This window comes from Pseudoalteromonas sp. SG41-5 (assembly GCF_014164495.1).
Lineage (GTDB): Bacteria > Pseudomonadota > Gammaproteobacteria > Enterobacterales > Alteromonadaceae > Pseudoalteromonas > Pseudoalteromonas rhizosphaerae.
On sequence record NZ_JACJFH010000060.1, the window covers coordinates 16,134 to 29,458 of the forward strand.

At 40.7% G+C, this 13,325-nt stretch carries 13 protein-coding genes; 9 read left to right on the forward strand and 4 right to left on the reverse strand.

All coding sequences use genetic code 11. The features are described 5' to 3' along the window. The first annotated feature begins 3 nt into the window (after positions 1 to 3). Positions 4 to 1,092, forward strand: a complete 1,089-nt coding sequence (locus H5232_RS15185; protein WP_182718292.1) for an endonuclease/exonuclease/phosphatase family protein — start codon at positions 4 to 6, stop codon at positions 1,090 to 1,092. 87 nt (positions 1,093 to 1,179) lie between these two features. Here H5232_RS15185 and H5232_RS15190 read toward each other — a convergent pair whose 3' ends face one another. After that, positions 1,180 to 2,556: an NAD-dependent succinate-semialdehyde dehydrogenase gene (locus tag H5232_RS15190; RefSeq protein WP_182718293.1), complete on the reverse strand. Its 1,377-nt coding sequence runs from the start codon at positions 2,554 to 2,556 to the stop codon at positions 1,180 to 1,182. 190 nt (positions 2,557 to 2,746) lie between these two features. Between H5232_RS15190 and H5232_RS15195 the strand changes: the two genes are divergently transcribed. The 3 genes from H5232_RS15195 to H5232_RS15205 are packed head-to-tail and all read left to right on the forward strand — an operon-like array spanning position 2,747 to position 4,901. Next, a complete protein-coding gene (locus H5232_RS15195) occupies positions 2,747 to 3,784 on the forward strand; it encodes a nitronate monooxygenase family protein (protein ID WP_182718294.1) in 1,038 nt (345 codons plus the stop codon). Next, on the forward strand, positions 3,777 to 4,343 hold the full coding sequence (locus tag H5232_RS15200) for a Crp/Fnr family transcriptional regulator (RefSeq protein ID WP_149981224.1): 567 nt from the start codon (positions 3,777 to 3,779) through the stop codon (positions 4,341 to 4,343). The genes H5232_RS15195 and H5232_RS15200 overlap by 8 nt, the downstream gene beginning before the upstream one ends. A 51-nt stretch (positions 4,344 to 4,394) precedes the next feature. Continuing rightward, positions 4,395 to 4,901: a YgjV family protein gene (locus tag H5232_RS15205; RefSeq protein WP_149981223.1), complete on the forward strand. Its 507-nt coding sequence runs from the start codon at positions 4,395 to 4,397 to the stop codon at positions 4,899 to 4,901. Between the two features lie 21 nt (positions 4,902 to 4,922). On the opposite strand, the gene H5232_RS15210 is transcribed toward H5232_RS15205, so the two are convergent. Further along, positions 4,923 to 5,435, reverse strand: a complete 513-nt coding sequence (locus tag H5232_RS15210) for an NUDIX hydrolase (protein WP_182718295.1) — start codon at positions 5,433 to 5,435, stop codon at positions 4,923 to 4,925. A 153-nt stretch (positions 5,436 to 5,588) separates the two neighbouring features. Between H5232_RS15210 and H5232_RS15215 the strand changes: the two genes are divergently transcribed. The 5 genes from H5232_RS15215 to H5232_RS15235 are packed head-to-tail and all read left to right on the forward strand — an operon-like array spanning position 5,589 to position 11,119. Further along, complete coding sequence (locus H5232_RS15215) at positions 5,589 to 6,929, forward strand: sigma-54 dependent transcriptional regulator (protein WP_145241198.1); 1,341 nt, start codon at positions 5,589 to 5,591, stop codon at positions 6,927 to 6,929. Between the two features lie 31 nt (positions 6,930 to 6,960). Further along, positions 6,961 to 7,170 (forward strand): histidine kinase, encoded by a 210-nt coding sequence (locus H5232_RS15220; protein ID WP_145241196.1) that lies wholly within the window; start codon positions 6,961 to 6,963, stop codon positions 7,168 to 7,170. A gap of 21 nt (positions 7,171 to 7,191) precedes the next feature. Next, the gene (locus H5232_RS15225; RefSeq protein WP_149981220.1) at positions 7,192 to 8,676 is read left to right on the forward strand and encodes an ATP-binding protein; all 1,485 of its coding nucleotides are present in this window, start codon (positions 7,192 to 7,194) and stop codon (positions 8,674 to 8,676) included. Beyond that, positions 8,677 to 9,138, forward strand: coding sequence for a response regulator (locus H5232_RS15230; RefSeq protein ID WP_145241192.1), 462 nt, complete (start codon positions 8,677 to 8,679; stop codon positions 9,136 to 9,138). A gap of 19 nt (positions 9,139 to 9,157) precedes the next feature. Further along, positions 9,158 to 11,119, forward strand: a complete 1,962-nt coding sequence (locus H5232_RS15235) for a hybrid sensor histidine kinase/response regulator (RefSeq protein WP_182718296.1) — start codon at positions 9,158 to 9,160, stop codon at positions 11,117 to 11,119. Here H5232_RS15235 and H5232_RS15240 read toward each other — a convergent pair. Beyond that, a complete protein-coding gene (locus H5232_RS15240; protein ID WP_182718297.1) occupies positions 11,106 to 12,110 on the reverse strand; it encodes a LacI family DNA-binding transcriptional regulator in 1,005 nt (334 codons plus the stop codon). The genes H5232_RS15235 and H5232_RS15240 overlap by 14 nt on opposite strands. Before the next feature lie 11 nt (positions 12,111 to 12,121). Continuing rightward, on the reverse strand, positions 12,122 to 13,325 hold a 1,204-nt coding region (locus H5232_RS15245; RefSeq protein ID WP_182831146.1), incomplete at its 5' end, for a glycoside-pentoside-hexuronide (GPH):cation symporter.

Genomic DNA, 13,325 nt, shown 5'->3' on the forward strand with positions numbered 1-13,325 from the left:
TGAATGCTAATTGTGCTGGTAAGTATATTAAGTGTGTTATTAGTTGTGACACTTTTACCTATGTCTTTCAGCCAGCATTATTTAATTCGTAGTTGCGACTTTGTTCGTTTACAGGTTTTTTATCTTGCATTGGCTGGGTTGCTTTTAGGTGTTTATTTTGCATTAAGTGGACTATCGCCTTTGGTTGTATCGTCGCTAATCATGGCAACTGTAATTTTGCTTATTCAAGGTAAATGGATATATCCTTATACTTGGCTTGCTAAAAAAGAAGTGGCGCAAAGTCCCGCAGGCAGTGGGCATAGTATTCGTATTATGTCGGCTAATGTGTTGATGTCGAACACTCGCTACCAAGACTTAATAGATTTAGTCCATGAACACCAGCCAGATTTACTTATTACGCTTGAGTCAGATACTAAATGGCAACAGCAACTTGCAGCCATTGAAGAAGATTATCCATACAAAATATTTTGCCCGAAAGATAATCGCTACGGCATGCATTTATACAGTAAATATAAGATAAAAAAACAACAAGTATGTGAGCTTGTAGAAAACGATATTCCCTCAATTCACGTTCTATTTGAGACTGCAGAAGGTCTTGAAGTACAAGGTCATTTTATTCATCCTGCTCCTCCAAGTCCTACTGAAGAAGATACCTCTAGGCCACGAGATACCGAACTTATTTTGCTTGCTAAGGCTTTAAAGAACAACAAACGTCCAACAATTGTTGCCGGCGATTTAAATGACGTTGCTTGGTCAAGAAGTACCCGTTTATTTATGGAAATCAGTGACTTTTTAGATCCACGCAAAGGCCGAGGTTTTTTTAATACCTTTCATGCTGGGTATTTCTTTATGCGCTGGCCGCTTGACCACTTATTCCATAGCCATGGCTTTACTGTTAAACGTATAAAACGGCTAGAAAAATATGGCTCGGACCATTTTGCTCTTTTAACTGAGTTAGTGCACAAACCTGGTAATAGTAACCAGCAACTAGATGACGACATGGACATTCAAAAGGCGGTTAATGAATTGCAAATGGAGAATACTTCTAGCCGAGAAGTGCCTACCTTTAATGATGAAGTAAGTAAAATATAGCGAATAACAGTTATTGTACACTTAACTTATTTAGTCATAAAAAAAGGGCCAATTAAGGCCCTTTAGAGTATTTTTTATTAGGAGTAGTTAGTTATTAATCATAATCGCTTTAATATTAACAAACTCTCTCATACCAAAACCGCCGTGCTCACGACCATAACCACTGTCTTTAACACCACCAAATGGTAAGTTTGGCTGGGCCAGCCCATAACCATTTATGTTAACCATACCGGTATCAAAATGCTTTTTAGCAAGCTCAATGGCTTTCTTTTCATCTTTACAAAGTATGCCGCCACCTAGACCATAGCGAGAGTCGTTGGCAATGCGCATCGCATCTTCGTTATCTTTTGCTTTGATGAGTGAAGCGACCGGGCCAAATAATTCATCGTCATAGGCCGGCATGCCGGGAGAGAGATTCTCAAGTAATGTGGCTGGATAGAAATAACCCGTTTGCTTAGGTATTTCGCCACCAGTCACAATAGACGCACCAGCCTCAACTGATTGCATTACTTGTTTATGAATTTTGTCTCTTAAATCCTCGCGTGCCATTGGGCCAAGATCGGTGTTTTCATCCATAGGATCGCCAACTATTAAGGCGTTAAATTGCTCTGTTATGCCTTTTTTAAACTCATCGTATAAGGCTTCAACAACCACAAAACGTTTTGCAGATACACAAGTCTGACCATTATTGATCATCCGTCCTTGCAGGCAGGTTTTAATTGCCAGCTCTAAATCTGCATCATCAAGTACTAAGTAAGCGTCGTTACTACCAAGCTCTAGGACAGTCTTCTTCACGTGTTTACCTGCTTGCTCAGCCACTTTTTTACCAGTGCCATCACTGCCAGTAAAGGTAACACCACGGATTGCTTTATGGCTAATAAGCTCGCTGGCTGTTTTACCGTCAATCAGTAAATTTTTAAATACATGACTAGGGAAACCTGCATCGGAGAACATTTCTTCAATTTTTTCAGCCATACCAAACACGTTACTAGCATGTTTAAGTACTGCCGTATTACCAGCCATAATGTTAGTCACGGCATAACGAATTACTTGGTAGAGAGGAAAGTTCCAAGGTTGTATGCCTAGTAACACACCTGTCGGTTGATATGTAATTATAGCGCGACCGTTTTCCATAGGGCGTTCTTCATCCGCTAATATCGTTTGGCCATGTTCGGCGCTGTAACGACATATAGCTGCACAAAGCTCTACTTCTTGTAGACCTTGATTGTATAATTTGCCCATTTCTTGAGTCATCAATGTTGCTAGTGACTCTTTTTGTTGCTCGAATACATGTGCAAGTTTGTTTAAATACTTAGCACGATCGGTCAATGAAATATGGCGCCACTCTAAGAAAGCCTCATGACTTTTATCTATCTCATTTTTTGCTTGCTCTAGGTTAAGCAATGTATAGTCTGCAATAGTTTGTTCAGTGGCAGGATTAATTGTCGTTACTGTGTTAGTCATTTTCATCTCCTTACAAATAATATTGAGTAAAGGAGTGCAAAGCTAACGCCAACTCTGCGCTAAACTATTTAATTATTTTAAGTTGTTGCTATAAAACAGCTTTTAATTTTTTCATTATTATTTTTACTCAGCTATTATTTTTGTATCGGTAAAAAGTTCTGGTGGCTGAAAAAGTTACAAGGAGAAAGTGATGGCGTTATCTTTATTTAATACTCAACGACCCCTCATTCAGGCGCCAATGGCGGGTGTGCAAGATTTTCGTTTAGCTGCTGCGGTGAGTAACGCAGGTGGTTTAGGATCATTACCCTGTGCAATGCTCTCAAAACAACAGTTAGTGAGCGAGCTTGATAAACTGACTCAAGCGACCAGTAATCCCTATAACCTTAACTTTTTTTGTCATACGGTCGGTGATTACACCAGCCAACAAAAGCAGCAATGGCATAATTTGCTAGCGCCTTATTTTGATGAGTATGGTATTGATGCTGAAAGCTTAACTGCAGGGGCTTCTCGTCAACCTATTAGTCAACCGGTTGTTGATATTATTGCCCCTTATAAACCCGCAGTGGTGAGTTTTCATTTTGGTTTACCTGAGCAAACGATTATGGCGCAAATCAAAAGCTGGGGCACTAAAGTGATTTCAACTGCTACCACTTTAGATGAAGCTATTTGGCTGAGTGAAAATGGCGCTGATGCTATTATTGCGCAGGGTTTAGAAGCAGGTGGCCATCGAGGACATTTTTTATCAATGGATTTGGCTTTGCAGAAATCTACCGCAGTATTAGTCGAGCAATGCGTGGCTGAACTAAATGTACCCATCATTGCGGCAGGTGGTATTGCAACCACTGAAGATGTACAGCAGATGTATGCGCTAGGCGCCGAGTTGGTGCAAGTAGGAAGTGCCTACTTATTGGCTCAAGAGGCAACTACTTCAGCGCTGCACCGCGACGCTATTTTACAGCAGTCAGCGAATAGCACGGCGCTGACAACGGTGTTTTCTGGGCGCGCTGCCCGAGGGATTGAAAACCGCATTATGCGTGAACTTGGCGCCATGCCGCAGCAAGCTCCTGCATTCCCATTTGCCAGTATTGCGCTAAGTGCATTGCGATCTAAATCAGAAGCACAAGGCAAAAGTGATTTTTCGCCGTTATGGTGCGGGCAAAAATACATTGCAAGAGAGGGGATTAGTGCTGCTGAAATCACTGAACTGTTAGCACCAGCCAATGCATAATTTAGCGATGTTGCCGTTAGGAGATAGTTATCATGCATTGGCTAATGATTTGCTTGTTAAATGTGAGCAGCAATTTGCAGTGAAAACATTTTCTCGCGGTGAGGTGATCTTACAACAAGGCGATAAGCAGCAGTATGGTTACTTAATTTTAGAAGGCGTACTCGCTGCATTGCACACTACTGAAAGTGGCGGGCAAAAATGCAAAGAATATTATTTTAAGGACGAGTTTGCTCTTTTATTTGCTAACTGGCTTACCAATACTCCTGGGCTTTATCAGTTGCAAGTGGTTAAATCAGCGCGATTAATTGCCATTCCGTTAGCTGTATTTGAGCAGCCCGATTGGCAACAACTAAAACAACATTTATTGACCCAACAATTAGTGTTTAAAGAAGCTAAAGAGGCTTTTTTATTATTAAATACACCAGAGCAGCGCTATCGCTATTTATTAGCGCAAAAACCACACTGGATTGCGCAATTGACGCTAACCGAAGTGGCGATGTATATCGGCATTTCTGCTATTTCTTTATCACGAATTCGTCAGCGCCTTAACTTAAGTTAAGGCGCTGCAAGGCTAGGTTAAATTAGACTGCTGTTTTTTTCAGGAGTCACTATGTTTTTAGTTTCACAATGCTTAGTCGCTATCGCTACTTTATTAGATTTAGCGTCATTTCAATTTAAATCTCGAAAATTAATATTGCTGTGCTTATTCAGCTCTGTGCTTTTAACCGCTACACACTTTTTTTTGCTGGATAAAATAAGTGCTAGTTTATTAATGTTGATAGCGGCAGTTCGTTATTTTTATTGTATTTTTAATCGTAGTCAGTGGGCAATGTTGGGTTTTATGTTGTTAAGCACTGTGGCTGTTATATTAACTTGGCAGGGTTGGTTAAGTGGTTTAGCATTGCTAGCAACATTAATACAGACGTTTGCTTCTTTCCAACCGCGAGATATGTTGTTGCGACTATTTATGGTGTTCGGCACTGCATTGTGGATAAGCCATAATCTACTGGTGGGTTCACCGATGGCAGTATTGATGGAGTGCTTGTTTTTGCTCAGTAATTTAGTCGGGTTATGGCGTTTTTACTTCTGGTCGAAAGAAGCTAACAGAGCAGATTAACTTCTTTACAGGGCTGTGATCCTAAAGTTGCTTAGCTATCTGTTTTAATAAGTAGGTTTCGCGAATGATTGATAGCCCTTGCTTATAGCTGTTTGCTAGCGTTCGCTCATTATGAGCAATGGCATCATAAATATTAACCCATTTAGCAACCATGCCATTTTGTTGCTCATAATGTTCTAGTTGCGCTTGCCCTAATTGCGTATCAAGACTACAAAAATAGCAGTAAGACTTTATATGGATCACTGCATAATCATCTTTATACCAAGGGCGGTATTCTTCATAAAGGCCAAACTCACCGAGTACTTTGATGTTTTGTGCGCCAGTTTCTTCTTGTAGCTCGCGGATTAATCCTTGCTCTATGCTTTCACCTTCATCAATGCCGCCGCCAGGCAAGCTGAAATCTTCATAGCGGGCAGTGTACATTAATAAAATATCAGTGCCTTTTAAGGCAATAGCACGGCTCGTTAGGCGAGTAAATTGACGTGGCTCGCTGGCACTCACACTGGGATGAACGGTGCTTTTAAGTAAGCGCATCAGAATGTTCCTTAAAATTTAATTTAAAAATTATATCTCAAAAAAGATCTAAATCTATTTAGATAGCGTAAATTTCCAGTTAAGCATCGATTTTGTAGAATAAGGCAGTTAAGATGTGGGGCTGGGCAATGATAATAAGCATAGGGATTTATCATGTTAAACATACTGTTAGTTGATGATGATAGCGAGTTTAGTGATGTCGTTTGTCATATCGTAGAGTTTTTAGGACATAACATTAATACTGCTGCTAATTTAGCAGAGGCTGAGCAGTGGTTTGTAAATAATACCTTTGACCATGTATTGTTAGACTTTATGCTGCCTGATGGAAGTGGTTTACACTTGGTTGAGCACCTTAAAAGTATTGGTCAAAAACCAAAAATAACCCTTATTTCAGGTCATCCTTCAGTCAAAGGTAAGTTGGCTGAAATGTGTGAGCCTAACGTTGGTCATCTAGTTAAGCCCTTGCAGCGCGAAGATATTGAGCGCCTTCTCAACCCTAAAAAAACCACGGCTAAGAAAAAAGCCGAGCCAAGTATTAAAAAGCATTTTGGCACCTTAATAGGTGAATCGCCGCAAATGCAGCATTTGTATACCATGATTGAGCGCGTTGCTAACACCAACGCCAACGTAATGTTAATGGGTGAAAGTGGTGCTGGTAAAGAAGTTGTCGCACAAGCGATTCACAATGCTAGCGCATGTACAGGACCTTTGGTGGCTACTAACTGCGGTGCGTTATCGAAAGAACTTATTGGTAGCGAATTATTTGGCCATGAGAAAGGGGCTTTTACTGGTGCTATTGCCCGTAAAGACGGTGTATTTGAGCAAGCAACCGGCGGAACATTATTTCTAGACGAAGTGACTGAAATGCCAATAGATATGCAGCCTAATCTATTGCGCGTGTTAGAAACTAAAAAAGTAACCCGAGTAGGTGGCAGTAAAGAAAGTGCGGTAGATTGCCGAGTGATTTCTGCGACTAACCGTTCATTAGAAGATTTAGCGCAAAATAATGTTATTCGTGAAGATATCTACTTTCGGTTAGCGGTATTTCCTATTGATATTCCACCACTGCGTGAAAGAAAAGAAGATATTGCCTTATTAGCCAATGCTTTTTTAAATCAATTAAATGAAGAAAACAATACCGACTTTCAATGGCAAACTGCACAATTAAAGTTACTTGAAAGCTATGATTGGCCAGGCAATGTTCGAGAACTGCGCCACGGCATTCATCGTGCTTTTATTATGAGTGATCCAAAAGGTAAAGCGATTACTTTGCCAGATAACTTAGAGTCACCATTTTCACGAGTGAATAAGCAAACTCAAGCAAATCAAGTGACTGCAGGGCAAACTATTGAAGAAGTTGAAAAAGAGCTGATCCACGCTACGTTGGATAAAGTACAAGGTAATAAAACGCTTGCAGCGCAAATGCTAGGTATAAGTACTAAAACTTTATACAACCGTCTAAATGCCTATGGTGGTATTGGCGAATATAGCTAAATTAAACTCAAGTAATCAATAAAGGGGTAGCATGGCTAATAACGATAAAATCAATAAGTTGATTCATGATGCACGCGGACCACTGAATCGTATATCGATGAATGCAGAATTGATTAAATTAGTGCTAGAAAATGATATGCCAAAAGAAAAAGCATTGGCAGCACTTGATAAAATAATAAGTAATTGCCAGCAATGCAGTGACAGCTTAGAACAAATATCGAATCTCGGCGTCGTTGAATAAGATAATATAAAAGGATTATAAATGAAGCTGCAAAAGCAACAAGGTAAGGTCAAGGTAACCTGGGCCAGTTTTATCGCGGTGCTGCTGTGTATTGTGGTGGGGAATGCGATTTTGGCAATGAATACCATTCAAAGCCTGACTCAAACCCAACAGCGTTTAGATGATACTAATATGTTAAACACCGCAATTGAGAAGCTTCATCTTTCAATTGTGCAGGCAGAATCAGGACAACGTGGTTACTTATTAACGGGCGATAAAGATTATTTAGCACCCTACAACGACGCTATTATGCAGCTCAACTCACAAGCTACACTGGTTAAAAATTTACGTACTGAAATTGCAGGCCAAGCAGATAAAGTAGCGCGATTACTATTTTTGGTTGATGATAAAGTTGCGGTATTAACCAGAACCGTTGATTTAGCATTAGCAGATAAAGAACGCCGTGCTCATTATTTACTAGAGACGCATCAAGGCCGTAAGCTTTACGAGCAAATTAGAGAGCTCGCTGATGAAATTCAAGATGCGGAGTCTGCTTTTAAAGCTGTGCAGTTTCGAAAGTTAGGGCAAATTAAAAAAGAAGCCAAACTCACTTTTGCAATTACTGCCGTAACCAGTGCTTTATTGATCCTTGGTATGTTTATGCTCACGCGTATTAACTTACATACAGCGGCAAAATATCAGCAGGAACTTGAATATCAAAACGAAACACTGGCTAGTAAAGTGACCGAGCGTACACAAGAGCTGACCTTGTACTCTGATGAACTAAGTCGCAGTAACCGTGAGCTTGAAGAGTTTGCCTTTGTAGCGAGTCATGATTTGCAAGAGCCACTGCGCAAAATTCAAGCATTTAGTGATCGCTTAGAAACCATGTTTAAAGACGAATTGGGTGAAAAAGGCATTGATTATATCGCGCGTATGAAAAATGCAGCGCAAAGAATGTCTAATTTAATTAATGACTTGTTAGAGTTTTCGCGAGTGACAACACGTGGTAAAGACTTTGCCGATACGGATTTAAAGCAAGTACTTGATGATGTGCTAAGCGATTTAGAAATTGCGATTAAAGAGTCAAATGCGCAGGTCAACGTGGGCGAAATGCCAGTAATACAAGCAGATCTGAGCCAAATGCAGCAGCTATTTTTGAATTTGATTTCAAATGCGGTGAAATTTAGACGTCCAGATGTGGCACCAATTATCACTATTGAGTATCAGCATCAGACTGAATTTAATGATGATTATAATACAGAGCTGGAATGGCAAATCATTACAGTTAAAGATAACGGTATTGGTTTTGCGCCAGAATATACCGACAAAATTTTTGTTCCGTTTCAACGTCTGCATGGGCGTTCGCAATATAAAGGCACTGGGATTGGTTTATCCGTGTGCCGACGTATTGTAGAGCGTCACGGCGGTACGATAGCGGCACAAAGTGAAACCGGTGAGGGAGCAACCTTCATCATAAAACTACCTGTGGAAAGCGAGCTTTTCACATTGCAAGGAGAGGCTTAAATGCCATTTTCTAAAGTAAAGCCAATCACCATTTTAATGGCTGATGATGATGAAGATGATCGTTTATTAACGCAAGACGCACTCGCTGAAAGCCGTGTATTAAACGAGTTATACTTTGTTGAAGATGGTGTGGAGCTTTTGGAGTACCTAGAGCGTAAAGGTAAGTTTGAAGACAAAAACTCATCGCCACGACCTGGGTTGATTTTATTGGATTTGAATATGCCACGCATGGATGGACGCGAAGCGTTGCAAGCGATTAAAGGCAATTCAAACTTAAAAGGTATTCCTGTAGTTATTTTAACCACGTCTAAGCAAGAGGAAGATATGGTTAAGGGTTACGATTTAGGCGCGGCTTCATACATTACTAAACCAGTTACGTTTGATGGCTTAGTTGAACTAATGAAAACGTTAGGTAAGTACTGGGTGGAGTTTGTAGAGTTACCTAGTACGTTTAATGACTAAATAAAAAACTGGAGACGCTATGTTAGATAAGGCAACCAGACTGTTACTTGTTGAAGACGATGAAGATGATTATATTTTAACCTGTGATTATCTAGAGCAGCTGAGTTCGCATACATTTGATATAGAGTGGATCAGTGATCCCAAGCAGGCAGTTAAGGTGCTGAGTAAAAATCATCATGATATTTGCCTGCTTGATTACCGCTTAGGGGCTTCAGACGGCTTAGCAGTATTAAAACAAGCTGTAGAAAATGGTTTTAATGGCCCTATCATTATGCTCACCGGGCAATCAAACGACGCCCTTGATTTAGCCGCTTTGGATGCAGGAGCTGTTGATTACCTCGTAAAAAGTGAAATGAGCTCAAGTCGCTTTGCCCGCTCTATTCGCTACGCATTAGCCCGACGCGATGTTGAAGATGAACGCCTTGAACGACTTAAAGCAGAGGCTGAGAATCGTTCTAAAGACCGCTTTTTAGCACATTTAAGCCATGAGCTACGCACCCCGTTATCGTCAATCTTGGGCTATACCGAGTTGCTTATGCAAAGTGAATTTAACAATCATGCCAATAATGAGTTAGGGGTTATTTATCGTAATGGTAAGCATCTACTTAGCTTGTTAAATGATGTTCTCGATTTATCAAAAATAGCTGCCGATAAACTGGAGCTCAGCTGCAGTGATGTCAACCTTGATAGTTTAATGGCTGATGTGTTTACCTTAATGCGAGTATCTGCGCTGGATAAAGGGCTGTCGCTGCGTTTTGAGTCATTACAACCTTTGCCTCTTGTAATTAGTATTGATGCGACACGGTTTCGGCAAATTTTAATTAATATCATCAATAATGCGATTAAGTTCACCGAGCAAGGCGATATCATTGTTCACGCATGGACAAAAGTTATTGATGGCCGTGAAATGCTGTTTTTTAGTATTAAAGATTCTGGAATGGGTATTGCCCCTGAGAAACAAGCACTTATATTCAAACCATTTGAACAAATAGCCGATGTAGAATCGCGCTCAGTTGGCGGCGCGGGGTTAGGTTTAGCTATTTGCTCTGAATTGTTGAGTCGTATGCAGGGCGGGATCACATTAGAGTCTGCTATTGGTCATGGATCTGAATTTACTATTTCAGTGTATCCGGGCAATATTCAATATGTAGAGCGCAGTGTATTGAAGCTCGATTTGACACCTAATATGCAGCAAAAAATGGCCCCTTGTAAAGTCAGTGGCCGAGTATTGGTGGTTGATGATTTACGAGATTTACGGGTGTTAGTTGGGCATATGATCTCTTCTGCTGGTGCAAAGGTTGATTATGCTGAACACGGTAAGCAAGCACTTGATAAAGTAACTAAAGCACAACAGCAAGGTGATCCGTACGACATTATATTTTTAGATATTCATATGCCGGTGATGGGGGGCAAAGAAACTACGATTGAACTTAGAAAAATGGGTTTTAAGGGTGCGGTAATCGCGCTTACTGCTGCCACGATGAAAGGTATACATAGCGAGTTATTGGCGCTGGGCTTTAACGATGTGATAGGCAAACCTGTTGATTCAAGCTTACTTTATCAGTGCTTAACTAATTACTCTATGGCGGCTAATAAGCCCGTTGATAAATTAGCGCAACCAGCGCGAGTAAAAAGTTGTGCGCGTTTTTTATTGGTTGAAGATGATGCAGATGCGGCGCAAATCACCCAGTTATTACTGGAAAGTTTAGGGGTTGAAACCGTTGTTGCAACTAGTTATGAGCATACTTTAGCAATTCTAAAAAATGACTCTCAATTTGATAAAGTGTTATTAGATATGCATTTGCCTGATGGCAGTGGCTTGGATTTAGCTCGTTATACAAAGCAGTATTATCCAGATTTAAAGCGAGTAATCGTCAGTGGTATACAGCCAGAACCGAAGCAAATTGAACTCCTTGAGATAGAGCAAGTATTACTTAAACCGATTAATTTAGCATTACTAACCCAACTTATTGAGGGTTAGTAATAATTGATTGACGGACGATCAGTTCTGGCTCAAATAATGTTTGTAACGGTAATTCACCCTTACCGTAAACTTTGCTTAAAATCCACTTTGCTGCCATTTTTCCTATATCATTAATTGGGTAGTTAATAGTCGTTAGTGGCGGGTAAATATGACGGGTAAAAAATACGTTGTCATAACCCATGATCGACAATTGTTCGGGAAGCTTAATGCTATATTCTCGGGCTGTGGCCATTGCACCAATGGCCATTTCATCATTAGCACAAATTAAAGCTGTAAAAGCGTGGTTACTTTCATGGAATAACTTAAAACCTGCCGAGCCGCTGGTTTCCATAAAATCGCCTTGATAAAGCAATTGTTCATTAAATTCTAAGTCAAATTCAGCGAGAGCCTGTTTATGGCCGGTTAAGCGATCCTGAGCATCTTTTTTCCAAAGTGGCCCGCTAATGTAAGCTATGTCACGATGGCCTTGCTCAAGGACATACTTGGTTGCTAAATATCCACCTTTGATATTATTTAAAACGATACACCGATCGGCAAGCTCTGGGATCAAACGGTTGATCAGTACAAAGGGGGTGCTGCCTTTACTCAGTTCTATCAAGTAGTCGTCGCTGATGGCTTCAACATGTAAAATCAAGCCATCACAATTGCGACTAATTAAAAACTCAATCCCTTGCTGTTCACGATCGGCATCACTGTGGCCTGCGGTAATAATGACGTGTTTACCTTGATTACGAAACGCATTTTCAATGTCGCTCATCATCGGTCCATAAAATGGCCCGTGTAGCTCAGAAACGAGCAAGCCTACGCTATTCGAGCAATTAGATGCGAGAGATTGTGCAATGGAATTAGGCCGGTAACCAAGCTGTGTCATCGCAACGGTTACCTTTTTTCGCGTTGCATCACTGACATTAGTATTATTATTCATTACCCTTGAAACGGTCGCTAATGAGACCCCAGCAAGTTTTGACACCTCATAAATGGTCGCCATGATATTCCTTGTTAAGTACTACTTCTTTGGGCTAAATCAGCGTTTATTTTCTCTAAGGTATTATTATCAAGAATATACCTTTTCATGATCAACGCGACAAGTACACTACCAATTGCAGGAAACAGTGTAAACGAGGTTAAAATACCGGCTTTAGTTGCTTCATTAAGCTCAGTGTTAGCTTGATAGCCATAGTAAGCCAGTAACCAACCAGCAATAGCTCCGCCCAGTGCCAGGCCTAGTTTAATAAAGAACACCACGCTTGCATAGACCAAGCCAGTTAGCCGATGGCCATTTTGCCATTGTCCGTAGTCAATTGTATCTGCCATTTTTGCCCATAACAATGGAGTTGCCATTTGGGTGAAAAAACACCATAAAAAATAGATTGCAAACGCGAGCACTAATTGGTCGTCAGATAAGAAAAATGCAAAACAGCTTATGGCCGCAGAGATGTATTGGAGATATATATATGCTGCTTTTTTATCAACCCGTTTACTCAGTGGTTGTGCGCAGGCGCAGCCAAGGATATTACCGATCATTCCCAAGGTAACAAATTGCGTAACTAAGTCGGCTTCACCAAGAACATATTTTACGTAATAAATTGCTAAAGTCGTACGCAGCACCATACTCGTGAGCAGCATAATGGCAGCACCACAGAGTATTTTAAAAGGACCGTTTTGCCACAACGTTGCCATTTGTGCTTTGAGGCTAAGGGTTTGTTGCTGTGGTGCAACCACGCGTTCTTTAGTAAAGCGAAAGCAGAACAAAAATAATATCACACCGAAACAGCTCATCAGTATCATAGTAAGCTGATAGCCAAGAGCATTATCGCCTTTACCAAACCAGCTTACTAATGGCAATGTGCAAGCACTGACGAGTAAGCCACCGAGCATACCAAATACAAAACGATAAGATTGAATGGATACGCGTTCACTCGGATCGCGACTTAGTACTCCACCCAAAGCTGAATAAGGAATATTAATTGCGGTATAAACCAGCATTAATAGCGTATAGGTGACAAACGCGTAGATGACTTTTCCTGTCGCGTTTAAATCTGGTGTGGTAAAAGTAATTACACTAACCAGCCCAAACGGGATCGCGAGCCACAATAGGTAAGGCCGATAACTACCATATTTGGTTCGGGTTGCATCGGTGAGCGCCCCCATTAACGGATCGGTGATTGCATCATTAACTCCACCCCCTAGGAACAGAGTACCA

Coding starts and splice junctions, on each gene's coding strand:
- H5232_RS15195 (WP_182718294.1), top strand. CDS start 2,747: ATGGCGTTATCTTTATTTAATACTCAACGACCCCTCATTCAGGCGCCA.
- H5232_RS15220 (WP_145241196.1), top strand. CDS start 6,961: ATGGCTAATAACGATAAAATCAATAAGTTGATTCATGATGCACGCGGA.
- H5232_RS15190 (WP_182718293.1), bottom strand. CDS start 2,556: ATGACTAACACAGTAACGACAATTAATCCTGCCACTGAACAAACTATT.
- H5232_RS15205 (WP_149981223.1), top strand. CDS start 4,395: ATGTTTTTAGTTTCACAATGCTTAGTCGCTATCGCTACTTTATTAGAT.
- H5232_RS15225 (WP_149981220.1), top strand. CDS start 7,192: ATGAAGCTGCAAAAGCAACAAGGTAAGGTCAAGGTAACCTGGGCCAGT.
- H5232_RS15185 (WP_182718292.1), top strand. CDS start 4: ATGCTAATTGTGCTGGTAAGTATATTAAGTGTGTTATTAGTTGTGACA.
- H5232_RS15215 (WP_145241198.1), top strand. CDS start 5,589: ATGTTAAACATACTGTTAGTTGATGATGATAGCGAGTTTAGTGATGTC.
- H5232_RS15200 (WP_149981224.1), top strand. CDS start 3,777: ATGCATAATTTAGCGATGTTGCCGTTAGGAGATAGTTATCATGCATTG.
- H5232_RS15210 (WP_182718295.1), bottom strand. CDS start 5,435: ATGCGCTTACTTAAAAGCACCGTTCATCCCAGTGTGAGTGCCAGCGAG.
- H5232_RS15235 (WP_182718296.1), top strand. CDS start 9,158: ATGTTAGATAAGGCAACCAGACTGTTACTTGTTGAAGACGATGAAGAT.
- H5232_RS15240 (WP_182718297.1), bottom strand. CDS start 12,110: ATGGCGACCATTTATGAGGTGTCAAAACTTGCTGGGGTCTCATTAGCG.
- H5232_RS15230 (WP_145241192.1), top strand. CDS start 8,677: ATGCCATTTTCTAAAGTAAAGCCAATCACCATTTTAATGGCTGATGAT.